Genomic DNA, 21,433 nt, shown 5'->3' on the forward strand with positions numbered 1-21,433 from the left:
CGGATGACGTCCCGCTTCGGCCCGTCCCGATGGAGTGATGCCATGCCGAACCGTCCAGTCCCGCCACCCCGCGGGTCCGCGTTCACCCGCAGGAGCCTGCTCGCCGCCGGAGCCGCGGCCGCCACCGTGCTGCCGCTCGCCGCCTGCGCGAGCCCCCTCTCCGCCGGTCTCGCCGGGACCCCGCTCGCCCCCGAGACGCTCGTGTTCTGGAACCTCTTCGGCGGTGGCGACGGCGTCCGCATGAAGGCCATGGAAGACGGGTACGCGAAGCAGCACGGCGGCTCCTCCGCCCTGCAGGCGACCACGTTCGCCTGGGGCAACCCGTACTACTCGAAGGTCACTCTGGCCACCGTCGGCAACAAGCCGCCGGACGTGGCGATCGCGCACCTCACCCGCGCGAAGCCGCTCTGGGACGGCGACCTGCTCGACCCGATCACCGCGGACGACCTGGCGAGCGTCGGACTCAAGGCGAGCGACTTCAACCAGAAGGCGTGGACGGCGCAGAAGACCGACGGCAACAACATCGCGATCCCCCTCGACACGCACCCGTTCGTGCTGTTCTACAACGTCGAGGTCTGCCGCAAGGCCGGTCTGCTCGACAGCGACGACCAGCTCACGAACCTGGACGGGATGGAGAACTTCGAGCGTGCCCTCGCCGCGGTGTCGAAGGTCACCGGCGGCAACGCGCTGAACGTCGCGAACGTCGTCCCCGAGACCGCCACGCCGTGGCGCTTCTTCTGGACGATGTACAACCAGATCGAGGGCGCCACCCCGTTCATCAGCGACGGCGGCGCGAAGCTCACCGTCAACGAGGACGCCTACAACGAGGTCACGAGCCGCACGCAGAAGTGGGTGAAGGAGGGCTGGATGAACAAGGCCCTCGACTACGCCACCGCGCAGTCGCTCATGTTCGACGGCAAGGCCGGCTTCTTCATGCAGGGCGAGTGGGAGATCAGCACCGCCCAGTCGATCAAGGGGCTCGAGTTCGGCATGGCGCCGATCCCGCAGCTCTACGACAAGCCCGCCACGCAGGCCGACGCGCACACCTTCATCCTGCCGAAGAAGGACCGCACGCCCGAGCAGCGCAAGCAGCACATGCTCTTCATCAAGCAGATGCTCGAGCAGAGCCTGACATGGGCAGAGGGCGGGCACGTCCCCGCGTACATGCCGACGTTCGAGAGCACCGCGTACCGGGAGCTCACGCCGCAGTCGAACTACGCGGCCGCTGCCGAGACGGCGGTCTTCGACGACGCTGCCTGGTACGGCGGGTCCGGATCGACCTTCGAGGGCACCGTGGGCGCCCAGTTGGCCCTCGTGCAGCAGGGCAGCTCGTCCCCCGCACAGGCCCTCAGCGCGATCAAGAGCCAGCTGGCGACGTACCTCAACACCCCGAGCCCGCTGTGACCGGGCACGTGCACACCACGAACGACGTGAACACCGCGCGAAAGGCACGATGACGTGACCACAGCACCAGTCCTCGACCGGCCGACGGACGCGACCCTCGCGCCTCGGCCGCGCCGCTCCTACCGGACCAGCATCAGCAGCGGTCAGGGCCGCAGCGGATGGCTGTTCCTCGCCCCCTTCGGCCTGTTCTACGCGGCCTTCCTGCTCGGACCGACGATCTGGATGATCGTCACGAGCTTCTTCAACACCTCGACCGTGCGGACCGGACTCGGGAGCTTCGCCGGGTTCGCGAACTACGCCGAGATGCTCGGGCGCAGCGACTTCTGGTCCTCGCTCTGGCACACGCTGCAGTTCACCCTGTACACGACGCCGCCGCTGGTGATCCTGGCGTTCGTCTTCGCGGTGCTGACGAACCGGATGAACAAGGGCCAGTGGTTCTTCCGCCTGGCGTTCTTCCTGCCGTTCATCCTGCCGTCGGCGACGATCTCGCTCATCTGGGTGTTCATCTTCACGCCGAGCACCGGCCTCTGGGCGAGCCTGCAGACCGCACTCGGCATGACCCCGGGGTCGGGCATGCTCTCCAGCCCGAACACCGCGATGATCGGCGTCGCGATCGCCACGGTCTGGTGGACCCTCGGCTTCAACTTCGTGCTGTACCTGGCCGGCCTGCAGGAGATCCCGCGTGAGCTGTACGAGGCGGCAGCGGTCGACGGCGCCTCGAACTGGCAGCAGATCAAGTCCATCACGCTGCCGCTGCTCGGCCGCACGACGACGCTGGTCATCCTGCTGCAGATCATCGCGAGCCTGAAGATCTTCGACCAGGTGTACCTCATGACGAACGGCGGCCCGGGCATCTCGACCCAGGTCTCGCTGCAGCTCATCACCGGCGTCGGCTTCACCGACAACCGGCTGGGCGCAGCCTCCGCAGCGTCCGTCCTCTTGTTCATCGTGATCGTCGCGATCGCGGTCATCCGGCAGCTCGTCGAGCGCGCTGCCGCCAAGCGTGAGATCGGGGCCTGAGATGACCACCACCGAGAGCATCACCACCGGCCGCGCCAAGCTCCGCACCGGCGTCTCCTCGGCCGCCCCCACGAGCGCCGCGAAGATCGGCGTCTCCGGCAGGGGCTTCACGATCGCGTCGGGCGTCGTCCTCACGGTGTTCGCGATCATCTGGCTCATCCCGAGCCTGTTCGCGCTCAAGACGTCCCTGTCGGACAACGGGGTCGCCGCACTCGGTGCGGGCGCGATCCTGTCCGACTGGAACCCGACGCTGCACTCGTACTCGTCCCTGTTCCAGTCCGGGGACATCTGGAACTGGTACTTGGCCAGCGGCATCACGAGCGTCATCACCGCGGTGCTCACGGTGCTGTTCGCCTCGATGGCGGCCTTCGCGCTGTCCCGGCTCGTGTTCCGCGGCCGCAACGTGGCGTTCCTGCTCATCATCCTGGGCATCATGATCCCGACGCAGGTCCTGATCATCCCGATCTTCCAGGAGCTCAACGCGGTCGGCCTGCTGAACACCTACTGGTCGGTGATCTTCCCGCAGGTCCCGGCGGTGATCGCGGTGTTCATCTTCAAGCAGTTCTTCGACGGCATCCCGAAGGAGCTCGAGGAGGCGGCACGCATCGACGGTGCCGGCATCTGGAAGGTCTACTGGTCGGTCATCCTGCCGCTGTCGCGTCCGGTGATCGCCGCGGTGACGATCCTGACCTTCGTCGGGGTGTGGAACAACCTGCTGCTGCCCCTGTTCGTGCTGTCGAACCCGGACCTCATGACGATCCCGGTCGGGCTCGCCACGGTCCAGGGCAGCTTCGGTCAGCGGTACGCCGACATCCAGGCGGGCGCGCTCCTCGCGGCGCTGCCGCTCATCGTCCTGTACCTGGTCTTCCAGCGACAGATCGTCGAGGGCGTCACGGGGTCCGGTCTGAAGGGCTAGGTCCGGACCGGTTGACGGACGGGAGGCACGGTGCCAGCTGGCACCGTGCCTCCCGTCCGTCCGTCCGTCGGTCGCCGCTCCGGCGACCCGTCGCGTCAGAGGGGGTCGAGTCGCGTCCGGAGGAGGCAGAACTCGTTGCCCTCCGGGTCCTGCAGCACGTGCCACGACTCGTCCCCGGTCTGCCCGACGTCCGCCGGGCGGGCGCCGAGCGCGAGGAGCCGCTCGAGTTCGGCGTCCTGGTCGCGGTCGACGGGGTTGACGTCGAGGTGCAGGCGCAGCGGCTGGGTCGTCGCGTGCGGGACCTTCGCCAGGATGATGGTCGGTGTCGCCCCACCGAAGCCGGACACCGGGCCGATCTCGATGCCGTCCTCGTCCTTCCCCAGTTCGACGTAGTCGAGGACGGCGCACCAGAAGCGCGACAGCGCCTCGGGGTCGTCGCAGTTGAGGACCAGTTCGCTCAGTCGGCAGCTCATGGCGCGAGGGTACCCGCGTCCTCCGCCCGGACGGGATCAGGGTGTCGGGGTGATGCGCCACGACCCGTTCGTCGCGATCGCGACCACGCCCGGCAGGTCGGCCTCGAACGTGTCGGAGAACGCCTCGGTGTCCCCGAAGAGCTGTGTGTCGTCCGAGGTCGTGAAGACCCGCGCGCCGAACCGGTCGTCTGCGTCGGCCGGCGTGTACTCGACCTGCACGTGCGAGACGTCGTCCGAGAAGAACAGGACCGCGGGACCCGTGCCGGCCTGCGGCCCGGACACCGACGGTAGGTCGTTCCAGCTCCGCATCGTCATCGACCAGGGACCGTCCGCCTGCACGATGAGCATCTGCTCGTCCGGGTCGGACCGCATGACCCCCGTCAGGAACGACGCCGTCAGCGGCGCCGAGGCCTCGCCGAACGGCGACATCCGACCGGGTGCCGTGACGGCCGCGGTCCCGGTGCACCGCGAGCAGTCGAGGTCCATCACGACGGCGAAGTCGCCGCGCACCCGGAAGGCGACGTCGGCGGGGCCGGTGCCGGACACGGTCGCGGGCGCGCCCTCGCCGACGTCCCCCGCGTCCAGCGTGACCCCGACGAGTTCCGCGACGGGCGGCGTCGTGACAGTCGGGGTGGGCCTGGGGGTCGCGGACGGGCTCGGCGCAGCGGTCCGGCGTGGCGTGCCGTCCGTCGGAGCCGCGTCCGGGACGCTGCCGCCCGCCAGCATCGAGCAGCCGGTCACGAGCAGGAGCGCCGCGACGGCCGCCACCGCCGTCCCCGCGCGTCGGACGTGTCCCGTGCCCTGTTCCCCCATGCGCACAGCGTGCCACACCGGCGGTGGACACGGTCCGGCGGAGGGCCTCAGACCGGGACGGGCATGCGGGCGTCGTGCTTCCAGAACCCGGAGAACGTGATCCGCGACTTCGGCAGCCCCGCGCGGTGCAGGTGGCGCCGGCCCTCGGTGGCGAGTCGGGACTCCCCGACGACGAAGGCGTACCCGCGGTCGTCGCAGGGCACGTGCCGCTGGAGTTCGGCGAGCGCCGCACGTCCGGGCACCGCGGTGGCGTCGCCGCGCACGAGCCACGTCACGGTGACGCCGACGGGCGCGTCGAGGTCGCGGACGTCGAGCGCTGTCGGGACCTCCTGGATGATGCGGCCGACGGCGTCGCGCGGGAGCGACCGGGCGATGCCGACGACGGCGGGCAGGCCGGTCTCCTCCGCCGCGATGACGACCTCGCTGGCGTCGTCGGGGCAGTCGAAGATGCAGCCCTGGTCGAGCAGGGCGAGTTCGTCACCGGGTCGGGCGCTGCAGGCCCAGATCGCCGCGCGGCCCTCGAGTCCGCCGTCCTGGTCGGTGTGCACGACGAAGTCGATGTCCATCTCGCCGAGCTCCGGCCGGTGTCCGGCGACGGTGTAGTTGGCGCAGTGCGGTCGCGACTCCTCGGGGATGCGGAGGTACTGCGGCCACCACTTGGCGCCGTCGAGCTCGGGCATCCGGAAGGCGTCCTGCTCGGGGCGCTGCAGGAACAGGCGGAACCAGTGGTCGAAGCCGAGGAACGGGAAGTCGCGGATCTCGTCGCTCGCGATGGTGACGCGGTGGACCGACGGGGTGTGCCGTGCGGTACGGACGACCCGCGCCCGGAACAGCCGCGGGTTCTCGGGCATCAGCCTCGGGATCTTCGCCATGAGGGAAGGCTAACCTAATATGGCTCCCGTGCCACCCCCTCCCCTCGCCGTCCGAACCGCGCCCGCTGCCCCTCCCGGAGCGGTCGTCGGTGCCACCGGCGTCCACCGGCGGACGGCTCGTCGTCGGGTCGGCGTCCTGCTCGGGCTGGCGGTGCTGGTGCTGGGCGCAGCGGTCGCGAGCATGCTCCTCGGCAGCAACCACATCGGCGTGGACCGGGTGCTCGCCGGCCTCACCCGCAGCGGCTCGGGCACCGACGAGGCCGTCGTCTGGGGCTCCCGCATCCCCCGCACGCTCATCGGCGCGAGCGTCGGCGCCGCGCTCGGGATCGCCGGGCTCCTCATGCAGGGGCACACGCGGAACCCGCTCGCCGACCCCGGACTGTTCGGCGTCTCCGCCGGCGCCGGCCTCGCCGTCGTGCTCGGCGTGTACGTCTTCGGTGTCACGAGCACCGGCGCCTCGGTCTGGTTCGCCCTGATCGGCGCACTGGTCGCCAGCGTCGTCGTCTTCTCCGTCACGGTCGCCGGCAGCGGGACCGCGAGCCCCGTCCCCCTCGCCCTGGCCGGCGCCGCGGTGTCCGCGCTGCTCGGCGCCCTGACCTCGTTCATCGTCCTCACCGACCAGGAGTCCCTCGACGCGTACCGGCTCTGGGTCGTCGGGTCACTGTCCGGCCGACAGCTCGACGTCCTGCAGGCCGCGTGGCCGTTCATGGCCGTCGGACTCGTGCTCGCGATCTGGAACACCCGGGCCCTCGACGCACTCGGTCTCGGGTCGGAGCTCGCGAAGGGACTCGGCGAGGACCTGCTCACCGCGCGGCTCGTCGGACTGGGTGGCATCACGCTCCTCGCCGCCGGCGCGACGGCCGCCGCCGGTCCGGTCGCGTTCGTCGGGCTGACCGTCCCGCACGTCGCCCGGGCCGTCGTCGGCCCGGGGCACCGCTGGACCCTGCCCGCCTCGGCGCTGCTCGGCGCCGCACTCGTCCTGCTCGCCGACGTCGTCGGCCGACTCGTGGGCGGGTTCGCCGAGGTCGAGGTCGGGATCGTGCTCGCCGTCATCGGCGGACCGGTGTTCGTCGCCGTCGCACGCCGTCGATCGCTGGTGTCCCTGTGAGCGCGGCGACCACGACCGCGCCTGCCGCGACACCGGCCGGGGCCCGGAAGGGCATCCGCATCGGGCCGGTCGGGCTCGCCTGGCGTCCGCGGGTCCTCACCGCCTCGGTCGTCGCCGTGGTCGCCGCCCTGCTGCTCGTCGTGCTCGGCGTCGCGATCGGCTCGACCTTCATCGCACCGGACACGGTCGTGCGGGCACTGCTCGGACTCGAGTCCGGGCCGGAGTCGTTCATCGTGACGACCCTGCGCCTCCCCCGCGTCCTGACCGGCGCCCTCGTCGGCGTGACCCTGGCCGTCGCCGGAGCCCTGACGCAGACCTTCACGCGCAACCCGCTCGGGACGCCGGACATCATCGGCGTGACCTCGGGCGCGAGCGTCGGCGCCGTGGCCGCGGTGGTGCTCGGAGGCGGGAGCTACTCGGTGAGCGCCCTGGTCCTCGGCGGCGGCATCCCCGTCGCCGCCACGATCGGGGCGCTCGCCGCCGCCACGGTCGTCTACGGCCTGGGCTGGCGTGGCGGGGTGCAGAGCCACCGCCTGATCCTCGTCGGCATCGGGGTGAGCGCGACCCTCGACGCGGTGACGAGCTACCTGCTCGTCCGCGCGAAGATCACCCAGGCCACCGCGGCGTCGCAGTGGCTGGTCGGCAGCCTGTCGAGCACGTCGTGGACCACCGTGTGGCCGCTCCTCGTCATCGCCGCGGTCGGCGTCCCGATCGCGCTCGCCACCTCGGCGGCGCTCGGGATCGGCCAGCTCGGCGACGAGGTCGCGACCGGCGTCGGCCTCGGCGTGCAGCGGCACCGGCTGCTCGTCATCGGACTGGCGGTCGTCCTCACGGCCGCGGCGGTCGCTGCCGCGGGCCCGGTCGGGTTCGTCGCGTTCGTCGTGCCGCAGATCGCGCTCCGCCTGGCCAGGACGAACCGGCCGCCGCTGCTGCTGTCGGCGGCCCTCGGCGCGGTCCTCGTGCTCGGCGCGGACCTGCTCGCCCGGTCGGCGTTCCCCTGGCAGGTGCCCGTCGGCATCGTCACCACCGTGATCGGCGCCCCGTACCTGATCTGGCTCCTCATCCGTCACCGCAAGGAGATGTCCCGATGACCACGACGACCCCGCCGGCCCCCGCGGCCGTGACCATGCCGGACCGCGTGCACGCCGGACCCGTCCTGGAGGCCCGTGGCCTGTCCGTCGGCTACGACAAGCACCCGGTGCTCCGGGACCTCGACCTGTCGGTCGAGCGCAGTACCGTCACGACGTTCCTCGGCGCGAACGGGTGCGGCAAGTCGACGCTGCTCAAGGCGCTCGGCCGCGTGCTCAAACCGCAGTCCGGCGAGGTGCTGCTCGACGGTGCGCCGATCCGGAAGGAGGCGAACCGGGCGGTCGCGCGGAAGCTCGCGATCCTCCCCCAGTCGCCCCTCGCGCCCGCCGGCACGAGCGTGCTCGACCTGGTGATGCGCGGCCGCAACCCGCACCAGTCCTGGGCCCGACCGTGGACCGCGGAGGACGCCGCCGTGGCGGAGGACGCCATCGCGGCGACCGGCCTGACCGAGGTCGCACACCGCGACGTGGCGAGTCTGTCCGGCGGGCAGCGACAGCGCGCCTGGATCGCACTCGTCCTCGCCCAGCAGGCGGACACGCTCCTGCTCGACGAGCCGACCACCTACCTCGACCTCGCCCATCAACTCGACGTGCTGCGGCTGGTGCGTCGGATCAACCGGGAGCAGGGCGCCACGGTCGTCATGGTGTTGCACGACCTCACGCTCGCCGCGCGCTACTCCGACCGGCTCGTGGTGCTCCACGACGGCGGGGTCGTCGCAGACGGGTCCCCGGTCGACGTCCTCACGCCCGCGCTGCTCGAGCGGGCGTTCGGGCTGCACGCGCGGGTGGTCCCGGACCCGGTGACGGGTGCCCCGATGGTCGTGCCGGAAGCGGACGACCACACCGTCTGACGCAGCGGGTGACGCGGACTGGTGTCGAACTGCTGGTTAGGTTAGGCTCACCTAATGAACACTCCCCGCCGCGGCTCCGCTCGTGCCGCCCTCCTGACCGCCGTCACCGCGACGGCCCTCATCCTCACCGGCTGCTCGGGCACCGGTGCCTCCGACGACACCGGCAACGACGCGAAGGCGTCCTCCGGGGCCTGGTCGTACGAGGACGCCACCGGCACGACGGTGGAGGTCGACCACATGCCGGAGCGTGTCGTGGTCCTGAACGACATCGCGATCTCGTTCATCGAGTACGGCCTCCGCCCGGTCGGCACCTTCGGCCAGCTCCCGATGACGAAGGACGCCCGGTTCGACGACCTCGACCAGGACGGCATCACCCAGCTCGGCACGGCGTACGGCGACATCGACCTCGAGCAGCTCGCCGCGCTGAAGCCGGACCTCGTCGTGACCTCGGTCTACCCGACCGACGCGAAGGGCACGCTCGACTCCTCGCAGCCGGCCTACGGCTTCAAGGACAAGGAGCAGCAGGAGCAGGTCGAGGCGATCGCCCCGGTCGCCACGGTGAAGTGGGGCGGCAAGGGCCTCGACGTCATCGAGGACATCGCCGACCTCGCCGAGGACCTCGGTGCGCAGGAGTCCGCCGTCGAGTCGGCCGAGAAGGAGTTCGACACGGCGAAGGAGGCCCTCCGGACCGCATCCGAGAAGAGCGGCGTCTCCGTCGTCTCGATGTACGCCGACGGCGACGGCGCCTACGTCACCCGCCCGTCCGACGAGCCCACGCTGCAGATGTGGAGCGACTTCGGCGTCGACCTGGTCACGCCCGAGCCGAAGGGCTTCTACTGGGGCATCTACAGCTGGGAGAACGCGGGCCAGATCTCGGCCGACGTCATCCTGCTGTCGCAGCAGGGCTACCAGGTGGCCGACCTCGAGAAGCAGCCGACGTTCGCCGACGACCCGGCCCTCGAGGCCGGTCAGGTGCACAGCTTCACCTTCCCGGCGCTGGACTACGCCTCGCAGGCCGACTACATGACGAAGCTCGCCGGCTGGCTCGACGACAGCGAGCCGGTCGCCTGAGCCGCCCCACGACCACGGACGGGAGGCCCTCCACCAGAAGGTGCGGTGGGCCCACGCCGGCCGGTACCGCGGCGACGCGCCAGCGGCGTCGCGGCCGTGCCCGGTGGGGACCTCCCGTCCGTCGTCGCGCAGCGTCGTGCGGTAGGAACGAGGCATGACGGACGCGGGGTGGCACGAGGACGTCCTCGGCCCGCCGTACGAGCGACTCGAGCTCCCGCTCGGCGAGGACGCCGAAGGCCCGGTCGTCGCCACCCTGGTCCGTCGGCGGCGGACGATGACCGACCGGCTCCGACCCCACGCCGGTCCGCTGCACGACGTCGACGTCCTGTACGTGCACGGGTGGTCGGACTACTTCTTCCAGACCGAGCTCGCCGAGCGCGTCGAACGGCTCGGCGCCCGCTTCCACGCCCTCGACCTGCGGAAGTACGGGCGGAGCCTGCGGCCGCACCAGACGCCCGGGCACGTGGGCGACCTGGCCACCTACGACGAGGACATCGCCGCAGCGCTCGACGCGATCCGGGCGGAGCACCCCGGGCAGCGCCGACGGCTCGTGCCGATGGGCCACTCCACGGGCGGGCTCACCCTGGCGCTCTGGGCAGCGCGGCACCCGGCGCTCGTCGACGGACTCGTCCTGAACAGCCCCTGGCTCGAGTTCCAGGCCGACGCGATCGGGCGGGCGGTCGTCGCACCGGTCATCAAGCTGGGCGCGAAGCGGAACCCCCTCGCGCCGATGCCGGCGGTCGACCCCGGTTTCTACACCCGCACGGTGTCGAGCTCGGCGGAGGGGTCGTGGACGTACGACCAGCGGTGGCGACCGGAACGCGGCTTCCCGCTGCACCCGGGCTGGCTCGCCGCGGTGTTCGCCGGGCAGGAGCGGGTCGCGCACGGGCTCGGCCTCACGGTCCCGGTGCTCGTCATGCTCAGCGACAAGAGCATGCTGCAGCCGCGGTGGAACGAGGGCATGTCCCACGCCGACGTGGCCCTCAACGTCGACGCCGTCGCGAGACGCGCACCGTCGCTCGGCGACGAGGTGACGGTCCGCCGTCTGCACGGCGCGCTGCACGACGTCGTGCTCTCGGCGGCGCCGGTGCGCGAGCGCGCCTACGACGCCGTCGAGCGGTGGGCGGCGGTGCTCCCCCGCTGACCGACCGGGGATCAGCTCCGCAGCGCGGTGCGGGTGGCAGCGGCGACGAGCGCGTCGTCCGGCTCGGCGTCCGCGGTGTCGTGGCCCGTCATCACGACGAGCACGATCGGGTCCCGCCCGGGCGGGGTCACGATCCCGACGTCGTTCCGCACGCCGTACGACCCGGTGCCGGTCTTGTCCGCGACCGTCCACTCCTCGGGCACGCCCGCGCGGATCGTTCCCGCACCCGTCGTCGTCCCGCGCATCAGGTCGACGAGCAACGCACGGTCGTCGGGGTCGAGGGCACCGCCCAGCAGGACCGTGCGGAGGTCGGCGGCGAACTGCTCCGGAGTGGTCGTGTCCCGCTCGTCACCGGGCACGGCCTCGTTCAGGGCCGGTTCCACGCGGTCGACCCGGGTCACGTCATCCCCGATGCCGCGGAGCCACCGCTGCACGGCAGCTGGCCCGCCGACCCTGGCCACGAGCAGGTTCGCCGCCGTGTTGTCACTCGAGCGCACCATCGCCGCGAGCAGTTCGCGCACCGTCATGCCGGAGCCGACGTGCTGACCGGTGACCGGCGCGTACGAGAGCACGTCGCCCTGGCCGATCGGCACGACGGCGTCGAGGTCGTCCGGTGCGGCGGCGTCGAGCACGGCCGCGGCGATGAACACCTTCGCCGCCGAGGCGAACGCGAACCGCTCGTCCGCCCGGTGTGCGACACCGACCCCGCTGCCGGTGTCGATCGCGACGACGCCGAGCCGGGCGTCGTGCTCGGTCTCGAGTGCCGCGAAGGCCCGCTCGGCGGCCGCGTTCGTCGTCGGCTCCGGAATCCGTGTCGGAGTCGACGTCAGCGTCGGCGTCGGCGTCGGCTGTCCGGAGGTCGCGGCGGCCGTCCCGGACGGGCTGTGCATCGCATCGGTCGCAGCTGCGTCCTGGCACCCGGCGAGGCCGAGCGACAGGGCCACCACCGCGGCGAGCGCTGCCACCCGGGTGTGCCCGGCCCGTCGCCCGGTCACGGCAGGATCGCGTCGACGTACCCGCCGTCCGCGCGGAGCGCACCACCCGTCGTGGCGGACGCCAGCGGCGACGCGAGGTAGGTCACCATGTGGGCGACCTCCTCCGGTTCGAGCAGGCGCTCGACGAGGGACTGCGGCCGGTGCTCCCGCATGAACGTGCGCTGCGCCTCGTCCCAGGGCAGGTCGGTGCCGACCAGCTCGGCGACGAAGTCCTCGACACCGGCGGTGTGGGTCGGTCCGGCGATCACGGTGTTGACGGTGACGCCCGTGCCCTTGACGGCCTTGGCGAACCCCCGCGTCACGGCCAGCAGTGCCGTCTTCGTCATGCCGTAGTGGATCATCTCGGCCGGGGTGACGACGGCGGAGTCGCTCGCGATGGACACCACGCGCCCGTACCCGTGCTCGGTCATCGCGGGCAGGTAGGAGCGGATCAGGCGGATCGCGGAGAGGACGTTCACCTCGAAGTAGTGGCGCCATTCGTCGTCGGTGATCGCGAACGGGTCGCGGCTGCCGAAGATCCCGAGGTTGTTGACGAGCACGTCGACGTGCGGGTGCGCGTCGAGCACCGCGGCCGCGCCGTCCGCCGTGGACAGGTCGGCGGCGACACCGTCGACCTGCGCATCGGGGACCGCGTCGCGCACGGCAGCGATCGCCCGCTGCACACCGTCGGCCCCGCGTCCGTTGACGACCACCGACGCCCCGGCTCGGGCCAGGTCCAGCGCGATCGCGAGTCCGATGCCCTGGGTGGAGCCGGTGACGAGGGCGGTCCGGCCGGTCAACTCGATCTGCGTCATGGCCGCCACGCTAACGGTCCGCGATCCGGGTCGTCACGGCACGCGCATCACCGGGCGTCGGTGCCCTCGACGTGCGCCCGGAGCACGTCGCGGACGGTCGTCCAGGTGTGCGGACCGTAGCGGTCGTCGTCGACGTGCCGCAGCTGCGCCTCCCCGCTGAACATGCTCACGAAGTACTGCATCCCCTGCCAGGCCGGGAACGTCTCGTCCGGGTTCCCCGACAGCCGCTTCCCGACCGCGCTCATCGCGGAGAGCGTCCCGGTCGTGCCGGCCCACTGCAGGCGGAAGGCGGTGCCGGTCAACTCGCTCATGATGTGCGCGACGTCCCGTGCCGAGATGTGGTCACCCGCCGTCTCGATGACGCGCGGGGCGTCGTCGTCCAACGCGGTGAGGGCCACCACGCGGGCGACGTCGTCCTTCGTGGTGAAGTCGAGGACCTGGTCGGCGGAGGACCAGAACAGGACCCGGCGCCGCCCGAACAGGATCATCGGCGCCTGGCCGGTGAGCAGGTCGGTGAACATGCCGGTGAGGATCGACGTCGCGCGGACGGGCGCGGCGTCGACCTCGGCGGCGAACTCGCGTCGGAGTTCGAAGTTGCGGTTCGTGCCGGGCGTGATGCGTCGGTAGTCGGCCGAGTAGTCCGACGGGATGAAGCGCGGCACGTCGGCCGCGACGGTCGCCGCGAGCAGGGCGCGCTGCGCGTCCACGATCACGGGACGGGTCCCGCTGACGGCCGAGACGACGACGTCGACCCCTGCCACGGCCTCGATGAGGGCCGCGTGGTCCGTGTACGCCGCGGCGACCACGTCGACGCGCGGGTCGGCGCCGAAGAGGTCGGTGGCGGTCCCGCTCCCGGGGCGGGTGAGGACCCGGACGCGGACGTCGCGCTCCACGAGTTCGCGGACGATGCGCTGGCCGAGGTCGCCGGTGGCGCCGGCGACGAGGACGGTACTGGTCATGGGGAGTGGCCTCACTGTGGGGTGGTCGACGAGGTCGACGAGGTGGTGGTCTGCGTGCGCCGCCGGGATCGCTCCGGGACGGCGAGGGGGTGCTCGAACGCTGGGTCGTCCCCGCGCGCTCCTGCTGTCCCTGCGCCGGCGGCGAGCGCGACGCGGGCCAGGAGCCGACGCATCGTGGTCTGTTCGTCCGGCTCGAGGTGGCGCATGAGGACCTCCTCGGCAGCTCTGAGGGTCCGGCGGGTGCGGCTGAGCAGGGCGCGCCCGGCGTCGGTCGGGTGCACCTGACGGACACGGCGGTCGGTCGGGTCCGGTCGGCGTTCGACGAACCCGCCGGCCTCGAGCGCGTCGATGACGTAGGTCATCTGGGTCTTGTCGATGCCGAGTCGGTTCGCGAGCAGGAGCTGCGAGGAGGCCTCTTCCGTCGTGGTCGCCACGAGCACCTGGTAGCCGCGGGGACCGCCGGGGACGTCCGCGACCGCCACGCTCCCGAGCCGGACGTACTCCTGGAGGACGAGGGGGACGGCCCAACCGAGCTCGGTCTCGATGCCCTGCGCGTCCCAGTCGATCTCCGGGAGGTCTGCCTTCGCTGCCCGATCATCCATGGAACAGACGGTACACGAGGAAGATCGTCTTGTGCAAAGATCATCTCCACGACGGAACGAACACCCTCGACGAGGAGACAACCATGAGCGACCCGGCAGCGATCACCCCCTTCACCCTCGACGTCCCGCAGGAGGAACTCGACGAACTCCGGCAGCGTCTGCTCGCCACCCGGTGGCCCGATCGCGAGACCGTGTCGGACACCTCGCAGGGACCGCGGCTCGAGAAGGTCCGCGCCCTGGTCGAGCACTGGGCGACCGACTACGACTGGCGCCGGGTCGAGACGCTCCTGAACGGATGGGGCCAGCACACGACGACGATCGACGGGCTCGACGTGCACTTCCTCCACGTCCGATCGGCCGAGCCGGGAGCGCGGCCGTTGCTCCTCACCCACGGCTGGCCCGGCTCCGTCCTCGAGTTCCGGCACGCGATCGGGCCGCTCACGGACCCGGTCTCCCACGGCGGCGCGCCGGAGGACGCGTTCCACCTCGTCATCCCGAGCCTGCCCGGGTTCGGGTTCTCGGGGAAGCCGACCACCCCGGGCTGGGACCTGGCGCGCACCGCACGTGCGTGGTCGGTGCTGATGCACCGTCTCGGGTACACGGATTGGCTCGCACAGGGCGGCGACCTCGGCGCGACCGTCACCGCCGAGCTGGCCGCGCTCGAAGCGGCCGAGGGGATCGGACTCGCCGGCATCCACCTCAACATGGCGCTCTTCATGCCGACCGACGACGAAGTCCGGAACGCCTCCCCGGAGGAGCAGGCGATGCTCCAGGAGAGCGGCCACTACTGGCAGGAACTGTCCGCGTACTCGCAGCAGATGGCGACACGCCCCCAGACCATCGGCTACGCACTCAGTGACTCCCCTGTCGGCCTGGCCGCGTGGATCTACGCGATGTTCCAGGACGTCGGTGGCTCCCACGACGAACACGGCGACGCCGAGCGGCTGTTCAGCCGCGACGAGGTGCTCGACGACGTGATGCTCTACTGGCTCCCGAACGCCGCGGCCTCCTCGGCGCGGATGTACTGGGAGGCGAACCGGACGGGGTGGGCGAACCCCGGCACGGTGGAGGCACCGCTCACCGTGCCGGTCGGGCTGAGCATCATGCCGGGCGAGTACGTCCGACGCTCCCGCCGCTGGGCCGAACGTCGGTACACGCACCTCGTGCACTTCAGCGAAGTCGCCCGCGGCGGCCACTTCGCCCTGCTCGAGCAGCCGGAACTGCTCGTCGCCGACATCCGCGCGACGTTCCGCCAGCTCCGCTGACACCACCCGCACCGGCAGCGCCGCACACCCGGCTCCGCGTCCACCGGACACGGCGGTGATCGGGTGTGCGACGCGGCCGGACGCGTCGTATCCTCTCCGCACAGCCACGCAACGGAGCGTGACGGGACACCGGAGAGGTTCGGGCCATGACTGCTGTCGACGATGCACGCACCACTGCAGACACCACCCCATCGATCGCGATCGACCGGGACGGCGGCAAGCTGTCCTGTCCCCGGTGCGCACGTCCGCTCCGCGTCGCCCGGAACCAGTACTACGGCATCGGGCTCGCCGTCCACGAGTGGCTGCACGTCTGCCCCAACTGCCCCTGGTTCGCGTTCGCACCGTCCAGCACCGCGGAGGCGGTCGTCGCCGGCGATCGCCGCCTCCCCCGCTGGGTGGCACTGCTGCAGCGACACGGACGGCACCGGCGCGCACCGCGCTGAGTCGATCGGGGGATGTTCCTGAGGATCGGCCCGACGAAGATGCACCGAGTGCATCGATGCACCTAGTGTCGACGTCGTGACCCGCTCGCCCGATCGCCGTACAGCCCTCAAGGCACGGCACCGCGAGGCGATCCTCGGCGCTGCCCGCGAGCTCATCGAGGACCGCGGCGGCGAGATCAGCGTCGACGAACTCGCGGCACGCGCCGACGTCGCCCGGCGTACCGTGTTCAACCACTTCGCCTCGCTCGACGAGGTGCGCCTGGCCGTGTGCGAGGAGGCACTGTCCGTCATCATCGACCGGTTCCTCGCCGAGATCGCCAGCACGCCGGTCGGGGACGGCTCACGGTCGTCGATGTTCGACGAACTCGAGTCGGCCGCCCGCGGCACCGACCTGCCGAGCGCCATCGTCCGCCTGCACCGGATCCTCGGCGAGCCGGAGGGTGACGACCCGAAGGCGACCGCCCTGACGCAGACCGCCTTCGCGCGCGTCACGGGGCGCCTCCGCAGCGAGGTCGCCCGTCGCCACCCCGCAGCTGATGCCCTGGACACCGCCCTGCTGGTGGACTCGTTGATGAGCGGCATCGTCGTGATCGCCGACCACTGGCTCACGACCACCGGACCGCGGCTCGACGACGACGCCCGGGCCGCCTGGGACGCACTGCTCGGGCGGCTCGTGCACAGCGTCCGCAGCGGCTACCTCCCCGAATCCTGACCCGCTCCACCGACCACTCCCCCGGGGTCCACCGGCGCACCCCACTCCGACCAACCACCCCACACCACGAAAGGAACGGCGCCCAGCATGGCCGGTCTCCTCTACCGCCTCGGTCGCTTCGCGGCCCGCCGACACTGGACGGTGATCATCGCCTGGATCGTCCTCATGGCGATCGCCGGTGTCACCTTCAGCCTGTTCTCGGGCACGATCTCCTCCGCGATCTCGATCCCCGGCACGAAGACCAGCCAGGTGCAGGACGAACTCGCCGACAAGTTCCCGAGTGCGAACGGCGGCAACGGGACGATCGTCTTCCAGACGAAGGACGGCGGGGCCTTCACGAGCGCCCAGCGGGACGACGTGCAGGCGTTCCTGACGGACCTCGAGGACCTGCCGGGTGTCAAGGGCACGACCGACGGCTTCGCGACGCAGCAGCGACTCGACGACCAGCGGCAGAAGATCGTCGACGGGCGCAAGGAGATCAGCGACGGGCGGAAGGAGCTCGAAGACGGTCAGGCGCAGCTCGACGCCCAGGAGGAGCAGCTGGAGTCCGGCAAGCAGCAGATCGCGGACGCCCAGGCCCAGCTCGACGCGCAGAAGGCCCAGGCGGAGGCCCAGGCCAGCGCCGCCGGTGCCGCCGCGGCTGCGAGCCCCGCCGCCCAGGCGCAGGCACAGGCCGGCCAGCAGCAGCTCGCGCAGGCGCAGGCGCAGATCGACGCCCAGCAGCAGCAGCTCACCGCGGGCGAGCAGCAGCTCGCCGACGCGCAGAAGACCATCGACGAGAACACGCAGAAGCTCGAGGACAGCGAGCGTGAGCTCGAACAGGGTTCCGACCTGCTCGACCTGTCGGAGGACATCCGCTTCGTCTCGTCGGACGACTCCGCGGCCATCGGCACGGTGCAGTTCACGAAGTCGACGTACGAGGTCCCGCAGACCACGAAGCAGGAGATCTCCGACCGCGCCGAGTCCGCGACGATCAGCGGCGTCGACGTGTACGTGTCCAACGACATCGCCCAGGGCGTGCCCTCGATCCTCGGACCGGGCGAGATCGTCGGCGTCGTCATCGCCGCGCTCGTGCTGTTCCTCATGCTCCGCACGCTCATCGGTGCCGCCATCCCGCTCCTCAGCGCGGTGCTCGGCGTGGGCGTCGCCACCCTGGCGTCGCTGTCGTTCTCGGACCTGGTCGAGTTCATCTCGGTCACGCCGGTCCTGGGGGTGATGCTCGGCCTGGCCGTCGGCATCGACTACTCGCTGTTCATCCTCAACCGACACCGGACCCAGCTGAAGCAGGGCATGGGCGTGCACGAGTCGATCGGCCTGGCGAACGGCACGTCCGGCAACGCCGTGGTCTTCGCCGGCACGACGGTCATCGTCGCGCTCCTCGCGCTGAACATCACCGGCATCCCGTTCCTCGGGCTGATGGGCACGGTGGGCGCGGTCGCGGTCCTGTTCGCGATCCTCATCGCCACCTCGTTCACCCCGGCGCTGCTCTCGCTGCTCGGCTTCCGGATCCTCCGGAAGAAGGAGCGTCAGCAGATCGGGCACACCGGCTCGGTGCCGGTGCCGAACAAGCCGATGTCGACCTGGCGTGCGGTCATCACCCTCGTCGCGGGCGTCGCCGTCCTCGGCACGATCGCCCTCCCCGCCACGCAGATGCGACTCGGCCTGCCCTCCGGCTCGTCCGAGGCGGTCGAGTCCAGCCAGTACAAGGCGTACAAGACCCTCGAGCAGGAGTTCGGTGCCGGCCAGAACGGCCCGCTGCTCGTCGTCGCGACCCTGCCGCAGGCGGTCAGCGAAGACGACGTCACCGCGACCGAGGTCACCATCGGTCAGGCGCTCGCGGAGAACAGCGACGTCGACGCCGTGCTCCCGATCGGTGCGTCGAAGGACCGCACGATCATCGCCTTCCAGGTGAAGCCGAACGGCGGCCCGGACAGCGTCTCGACCGAGGAGCTCGTCAAGGACCTCCGCGCCCAGAGCGTCTCGACGGACGACGGCAAGGTGGAGCTCGGCGTCGCCGGCAACGCCAGTGCGAACATCGACGTCTCCGAGAAGCTCGCCGACGTGCTGCCGCTCTACCTGGCGGTCGTGGTCGGCCTGTCGCTCATCATCCTCATCATCGTGTTCCGGTCGTTCCTCGTCCCGATCACGGCGACGGCGGGCTTCATCCTGTCCGTGCTCGCGTCGTTCGGTGGCCTCACCGCGATCTACCAGTTCGGCTGGCTCGGCAGCGTGTTCGGCGTGCACGACCCGGCACCGATCCTGAGCTTCCTGCCCATCATCGAGATCGGCATCCTGTTCGGACTCGCGATGGACTACCAGCTGTTCCTGGTCTCCGGCATGCGCGAGGCGTACGCCCACGGCGCCAGCGCCAAGGTCGCGGTGCAGCGCGGTCTGCACGCCGGCCGCGCGGTGGTCACGGCGGCCGCGATCATCATGATCTCGGTGTTCGCGGGCTTCATCTTCTCGGAGTCCTCGACCATCAAGCCGATCGGCTTCGGGCTGGCGTTCGGTGTCCTCCTCGACGCCTTCGTCGTCCGCATGCTCCTCATCCCCGCGGTGATGCACCTGCTCGGGAAGAGCGCCTGGTGGATCCCGAAGTGGCTCGACCGGATCCTGCCGGACGTCGACGTCGAGGGCGCCAAGCTCGAGCGCGACCAGCCGGGAGCGCACCCCGGCGGCGGGTCCGAGGGTCGCACCGACGGCGCCGGCCCGCACCAGGGGTCGCATGCCGCTCCGGCCGAGCCGGACGCCCCGACGCACGGTTCCGGCCACCCGCCGGCGCACCGCGCCTGACGCCACGGCCTGGAGGCCCGGCACCGGTCCCCGAGACCGGTGCCGGGCCTCCCGGCGTCGCGGCCCGTCGATGACCGATGCGAGGAGTCAAGTCATTCCCTTCGTGCACGAAGGGTACGGTGGCACCATGCACGACACCCCGATCGACCCGCTGTCCCTCGACCGACAGCTCTGCTTCGCCCTCGTCGCGACGAGCCGCAGCGTCGTCGGGCTCTACCGCGAGATGCTCGAGCCGATGGGACTGACGCACCCGCAGTACCTCGTCATGCTCGCCCTCTGGGAACGGGATCCGCGGTCGGTCCGGGAGATCGCCGGCGAACTCCGTCTCGAGTCGGCCACCCTCAGCCCTCTCCTGAAGCGCCTCGAAGCAGCCGGGTACGTCCGCCGGGCCCGCAGCGCCGCGGACGAACGCCAGCTCGCGGTGACGCTGACCACGGCGGGCCGAGCACTCCGCGACCGTGCCGAGGCCGTCCCCGTCGCGGTCGCCGCGCGGCTCGGATGGCCGGTCGCACGGCTCGAGGCACTCAAGGACGAGCTCGCGGCGCTCCTCGAGGTCGTCGACGCCGCCGGTGGCGAACGACGAGTACACTAACGATCAGGGCACGAACGAAGGAACAACCATGGGACGCTTCGCGCAGTGGTACGAGCGCTGGAACACGACGTTGATCGACAAGATGGGTCCCTCCCAGATCGGTGCCGGACACCCCGAGGGCGTCGACGACCGCACGGTCGACCGCGCGTGCCCGATCTGCCACCAGCCGCTGTCCCTGCACACCGTGATCCGGCCGGAGGGCCAGGTGCGCTCCTCCACCCTCGTCTGCCCGCGCCGCTGACGCCCGTCGGACCGCCGCCGCCTCCGCCGAAGTCGGAATACGCAACACGTCGGCCGGGTTCCCGCCCGACGTGAAGCTCTTCGAACCCGCCGCACTCGGCGCCCTCCGACTCAGCAACCGCATCGTCATGGCACCGCTCACGCGCACCCGCGCGGGCGAGCACGGCGTCCCGAACGACCTGCTCGTCGAGCACTACGCGCAGCGCGCGACGCTCGGCATGATCATCACCGAGGGCACCTGGCCGGTGCAGGAAGGCCGTTCCTACCCCGGGCAGCCCGGCATCGAGACCGAGGAGCAGATCGCCGGCTGGCGCCGCGTGGCCGACGCCGTGCACGAGCGCGGTGGCACGATCGTCATGCAGCTCATGCACGGCGGCCGCGTCTCGCACCCCGCGATCGCGCAGACCCCGCGCATCGTCGGCCCGAGCGCGGTCGCCGCCCCCGGGCAGACGCACCTGGCCGACGGCTCGAAGGCCGACATGCCGGTGCCCCACGAGCTCACCACCGACGAGGTCGCCGAGGCCGTGCAGGGCTTCGCGCAGGCCGCCCGCAACGCGATCGCCGCCGGCATCGACGGCGTCGAGGTGCACGGCGCGAACGGCTACCTGGTGCACGAGTTCATGTCCGCCTCCTCGAACACCCGGACGGACCAGTACGGCGGTTCGCCGGAGAACCGCGCGCGCTTCGCGGTCGAGGTCACGGCGGCCGTCGCCGAGGCCGTCGGCGCAGACCGCACCGGCATCCGCCTCTCCCCCGAGCACGGCATCCAGGGCGTCGTCGAGGACGACGCCGAGGACGTGCGCGCCGTCTACACCGCGATCGCCGAGGGTCTCGCACCGCTCGGCCTCGCCTTCATCGACGTCCTGCACGCCGACCCGGCCGGTGACCTCGTGCAGCACATCCGCCGGACCGCCGGTGCGCCCTTCGTCGTCAACTCCGGCTTCAGCGCGATGACCACCCGCGACGAGGCGGTCATGGTCGTGGACGAGGACATCGCCGACGCCATCGCCGTCGGCCGCCCGGCCATCGCGAACCCGGACCTCGCCGAGCGCTGGGAGCAGGACGCCGAGCTCAACGAGCCGCGGCCGGAACTCTTCTACGGTCAGGGCGCCGAGGGCTACACCGACTACCCGACCCTCGCCGAGGTGCGCGCGTCGGTCGCGTAGCCCGTACCTCCGCCTGACGGGAGGCCCGGTGCCGGTGGGTGCCGGGCCTCCCGTCGTCCGGTCGGCGGCCGGTCCGCGCAGGTCCGGGCACGGGTCGTGCCGCCGGTGCGGG

The 21,433-nt window shown here is 71.5% G+C and carries 22 protein-coding genes; 15 read left to right on the top strand and 7 right to left on the bottom strand.

The features are described 5' to 3' along the window. Positions 1 to 42 precede the first annotated feature (42 nt). The 3 genes from DEI91_RS07490 to DEI91_RS07500 are packed head-to-tail and all read left to right on the top strand — an operon-like array spanning position 43 to position 3,340. Complete coding sequence (locus DEI91_RS07490; RefSeq protein ID WP_111051659.1) at positions 43 to 1,404, top strand: extracellular solute-binding protein; 1,362 nt, start codon at positions 43 to 45, stop codon at positions 1,402 to 1,404. Between the two features lie 54 nt (positions 1,405 to 1,458). Then, the gene (locus DEI91_RS07495) at positions 1,459 to 2,424 is read left to right on the top strand and encodes a carbohydrate ABC transporter permease (protein ID WP_111051660.1); all 966 of its coding nucleotides are present in this window, start codon (positions 1,459 to 1,461) and stop codon (positions 2,422 to 2,424) included. A gap of 1 nt (position 2,425) precedes the next feature. After that, a complete protein-coding gene (locus DEI91_RS07500; protein WP_111051661.1) occupies positions 2,426 to 3,340 on the top strand; it encodes a carbohydrate ABC transporter permease in 915 nt (304 codons plus the stop codon). A 95-nt stretch (positions 3,341 to 3,435) separates the two neighbouring features. Here DEI91_RS07500 and DEI91_RS07505 read toward each other — a convergent pair whose 3' ends face one another. The 3 genes from DEI91_RS07505 to DEI91_RS07515 are packed head-to-tail and all read right to left on the bottom strand — an operon-like array spanning position 3,436 to position 5,498. Beyond that, positions 3,436 to 3,813 carry a VOC family protein gene (locus DEI91_RS07505; protein WP_111051662.1) on the bottom strand — a complete coding sequence of 126 codons (378 nt, stop codon included), beginning with the start codon at positions 3,811 to 3,813 and terminating at the stop codon, positions 3,436 to 3,438. A 36-nt stretch (positions 3,814 to 3,849) separates the two neighbouring features. Further along, a complete protein-coding gene (locus DEI91_RS07510; protein ID WP_111051663.1) occupies positions 3,850 to 4,626 on the bottom strand; it encodes a hypothetical protein in 777 nt (258 codons plus the stop codon). A gap of 47 nt (positions 4,627 to 4,673) precedes the next feature. After that, positions 4,674 to 5,498, bottom strand: a complete 825-nt coding sequence (locus DEI91_RS07515) for a siderophore-interacting protein (RefSeq protein ID WP_111051664.1) — start codon at positions 5,496 to 5,498, stop codon at positions 4,674 to 4,676. 28 nt (positions 5,499 to 5,526) lie between these two features. Here DEI91_RS07515 and DEI91_RS07520 point away from each other — a divergent pair, with 28 nt between their 5' ends. From DEI91_RS07520 to DEI91_RS07540, 5 genes are all read left to right on the top strand, one after another. After that, a complete protein-coding gene (locus DEI91_RS07520) occupies positions 5,527 to 6,606 on the top strand; it encodes an iron ABC transporter permease (protein WP_258374333.1) in 1,080 nt (359 codons plus the stop codon). Continuing rightward, positions 6,603 to 7,697 (top strand): iron ABC transporter permease, encoded by a 1,095-nt coding sequence (locus DEI91_RS07525; protein ID WP_258374334.1) that lies wholly within the window; start codon positions 6,603 to 6,605, stop codon positions 7,695 to 7,697. Before DEI91_RS07520 ends, DEI91_RS07525 begins: the two co-directional genes overlap by 4 nt. Further along, positions 7,694 to 8,545 carry an ABC transporter ATP-binding protein gene (locus tag DEI91_RS07530; protein WP_111051666.1) on the top strand — a complete coding sequence of 284 codons (852 nt, stop codon included), beginning with the start codon at positions 7,694 to 7,696 and terminating at the stop codon, positions 8,543 to 8,545. Before DEI91_RS07525 ends, DEI91_RS07530 begins: the two co-directional genes overlap by 4 nt. A 54-nt stretch (positions 8,546 to 8,599) precedes the next feature. Then, positions 8,600 to 9,616 carry an ABC transporter substrate-binding protein gene (locus DEI91_RS07535; protein ID WP_111051667.1) on the top strand — a complete coding sequence of 339 codons (1,017 nt, stop codon included), beginning with the start codon at positions 8,600 to 8,602 and terminating at the stop codon, positions 9,614 to 9,616. 154 nt (positions 9,617 to 9,770) lie between these two features. After that, positions 9,771 to 10,760 carry an alpha/beta hydrolase gene (locus DEI91_RS07540; protein ID WP_111051668.1) on the top strand — a complete coding sequence of 330 codons (990 nt, stop codon included), beginning with the start codon at positions 9,771 to 9,773 and terminating at the stop codon, positions 10,758 to 10,760. An 11-nt stretch (positions 10,761 to 10,771) separates the two neighbouring features. On the opposite strand, the gene bla is transcribed toward DEI91_RS07540, so the two are convergent. From bla to DEI91_RS07560, 4 genes are read right to left on the bottom strand one after another with little or no spacing between them, the layout of a single operon-like run. Beyond that, the gene (gene bla, locus DEI91_RS07545; RefSeq protein ID WP_258374335.1) at positions 10,772 to 11,755 is read right to left on the bottom strand and encodes a class A beta-lactamase; all 984 of its coding nucleotides are present in this window, start codon (positions 11,753 to 11,755) and stop codon (positions 10,772 to 10,774) included. Further along, positions 11,752 to 12,549, bottom strand: coding sequence for an SDR family NAD(P)-dependent oxidoreductase (locus tag DEI91_RS07550; protein WP_111051669.1), 798 nt, complete (start codon positions 12,547 to 12,549; stop codon positions 11,752 to 11,754). Before DEI91_RS07550 ends, bla begins: the two co-directional genes overlap by 4 nt. Positions 12,550 to 12,596: 47 nt before the next feature. Further along, positions 12,597 to 13,508, bottom strand: coding sequence for an NmrA family NAD(P)-binding protein (locus DEI91_RS07555; RefSeq protein ID WP_111051670.1), 912 nt, complete (start codon positions 13,506 to 13,508; stop codon positions 12,597 to 12,599). Positions 13,509 to 13,519: 11 nt separating this feature from the next. Next, the gene (locus DEI91_RS07560; protein ID WP_111051671.1) at positions 13,520 to 14,110 is read right to left on the bottom strand and encodes a MarR family winged helix-turn-helix transcriptional regulator; all 591 of its coding nucleotides are present in this window, start codon (positions 14,108 to 14,110) and stop codon (positions 13,520 to 13,522) included. Between the two features lie 83 nt (positions 14,111 to 14,193). Here DEI91_RS07560 and DEI91_RS07565 point away from each other — a divergent pair, with 83 nt between their 5' ends. The 7 genes from DEI91_RS07565 (at position 14,194) to DEI91_RS07595 (ending at position 21,321) form a co-directional block, all read left to right on the top strand. Continuing rightward, entirely contained in the window at positions 14,194 to 15,375 is a 1,182-nt protein-coding gene (locus tag DEI91_RS07565) for an epoxide hydrolase family protein (RefSeq protein ID WP_111051672.1), read from the top strand. A 146-nt stretch (positions 15,376 to 15,521) separates the two neighbouring features. Continuing rightward, positions 15,522 to 15,818 carry a hypothetical protein gene (locus DEI91_RS07570; protein WP_111051673.1) on the top strand — a complete coding sequence of 99 codons (297 nt, stop codon included), beginning with the start codon at positions 15,522 to 15,524 and terminating at the stop codon, positions 15,816 to 15,818. A gap of 76 nt (positions 15,819 to 15,894) precedes the next feature. Continuing rightward, positions 15,895 to 16,530, top strand: a complete 636-nt coding sequence (locus tag DEI91_RS07575) for a TetR/AcrR family transcriptional regulator (RefSeq protein ID WP_181439519.1) — start codon at positions 15,895 to 15,897, stop codon at positions 16,528 to 16,530. 87 nt (positions 16,531 to 16,617) lie between these two features. Continuing rightward, entirely contained in the window at positions 16,618 to 19,323 is a 2,706-nt protein-coding gene (locus DEI91_RS07580) for an MMPL family transporter (protein ID WP_111051675.1), read from the top strand. Between the two features lie 127 nt (positions 19,324 to 19,450). After that, positions 19,451 to 19,915, top strand: coding sequence for a MarR family winged helix-turn-helix transcriptional regulator (locus DEI91_RS07585; RefSeq protein ID WP_111051733.1), 465 nt, complete (start codon positions 19,451 to 19,453; stop codon positions 19,913 to 19,915). 28 nt (positions 19,916 to 19,943) lie between these two features. Continuing rightward, complete coding sequence (locus DEI91_RS07590) at positions 19,944 to 20,156, top strand: hypothetical protein (RefSeq protein ID WP_111051676.1); 213 nt, start codon at positions 19,944 to 19,946, stop codon at positions 20,154 to 20,156. A 70-nt stretch (positions 20,157 to 20,226) separates the two neighbouring features. Next, positions 20,227 to 21,321, top strand: a complete 1,095-nt coding sequence (locus DEI91_RS07595; RefSeq protein ID WP_111051677.1) for an alkene reductase — start codon at positions 20,227 to 20,229, stop codon at positions 21,319 to 21,321. Positions 21,322 to 21,433: the final 112 nt, after the last annotated feature.

Origin of the sequence: Curtobacterium sp. MCBD17_032 (assembly GCF_003234855.1) — a bacterium.
In the GTDB taxonomy this organism is placed as follows: domain Bacteria; phylum Actinomycetota; class Actinomycetes; order Actinomycetales; family Microbacteriaceae; genus Curtobacterium.

What these genes read in the sequence shown, in the direction of transcription:
- DEI91_RS07490 (WP_111051659.1), top strand. Translation starts at nt 43, where the DNA reads ATGCCGAACCGTCCAGTCCCGCCACCCCGCGGGTCCGCGTTCACCCGC.
- DEI91_RS07500 (WP_111051661.1), top strand. Translation starts at nt 2,426, where the DNA reads ATGACCACCACCGAGAGCATCACCACCGGCCGCGCCAAGCTCCGCACC.
- DEI91_RS07505 (WP_111051662.1), bottom strand. Translation starts at nt 3,813, where the DNA reads ATGAGCTGCCGACTGAGCGAACTGGTCCTCAACTGCGACGACCCCGAG.
- DEI91_RS07510 (WP_111051663.1), bottom strand. Translation starts at nt 4,626, where the DNA reads ATGGGGGAACAGGGCACGGGACACGTCCGACGCGCGGGGACGGCGGTG.
- DEI91_RS07515 (WP_111051664.1), bottom strand. Translation starts at nt 5,498, where the DNA reads ATGGCGAAGATCCCGAGGCTGATGCCCGAGAACCCGCGGCTGTTCCGG.
- DEI91_RS07530 (WP_111051666.1), top strand. Translation starts at nt 7,694, where the DNA reads ATGACCACGACGACCCCGCCGGCCCCCGCGGCCGTGACCATGCCGGAC.
- DEI91_RS07535 (WP_111051667.1), top strand. Translation starts at nt 8,600, where the DNA reads ATGAACACTCCCCGCCGCGGCTCCGCTCGTGCCGCCCTCCTGACCGCC.
- DEI91_RS07540 (WP_111051668.1), top strand. Translation starts at nt 9,771, where the DNA reads ATGACGGACGCGGGGTGGCACGAGGACGTCCTCGGCCCGCCGTACGAG.
- DEI91_RS07550 (WP_111051669.1), bottom strand. Translation starts at nt 12,549, where the DNA reads ATGACGCAGATCGAGTTGACCGGCCGGACCGCCCTCGTCACCGGCTCC.
- DEI91_RS07555 (WP_111051670.1), bottom strand. Translation starts at nt 13,508, where the DNA reads ATGACCAGTACCGTCCTCGTCGCCGGCGCCACCGGCGACCTCGGCCAG.
- DEI91_RS07560 (WP_111051671.1), bottom strand. Translation starts at nt 14,110, where the DNA reads ATGGATGATCGGGCAGCGAAGGCAGACCTCCCGGAGATCGACTGGGAC.
- DEI91_RS07565 (WP_111051672.1), top strand. Translation starts at nt 14,194, where the DNA reads ATGAGCGACCCGGCAGCGATCACCCCCTTCACCCTCGACGTCCCGCAG.
- DEI91_RS07570 (WP_111051673.1), top strand. Translation starts at nt 15,522, where the DNA reads ATGACTGCTGTCGACGATGCACGCACCACTGCAGACACCACCCCATCG.
- DEI91_RS07580 (WP_111051675.1), top strand. Translation starts at nt 16,618, where the DNA reads ATGGCCGGTCTCCTCTACCGCCTCGGTCGCTTCGCGGCCCGCCGACAC.
- DEI91_RS07585 (WP_111051733.1), top strand. Translation starts at nt 19,451, where the DNA reads ATGCACGACACCCCGATCGACCCGCTGTCCCTCGACCGACAGCTCTGC.
- DEI91_RS07590 (WP_111051676.1), top strand. Translation starts at nt 19,944, where the DNA reads ATGGGACGCTTCGCGCAGTGGTACGAGCGCTGGAACACGACGTTGATC.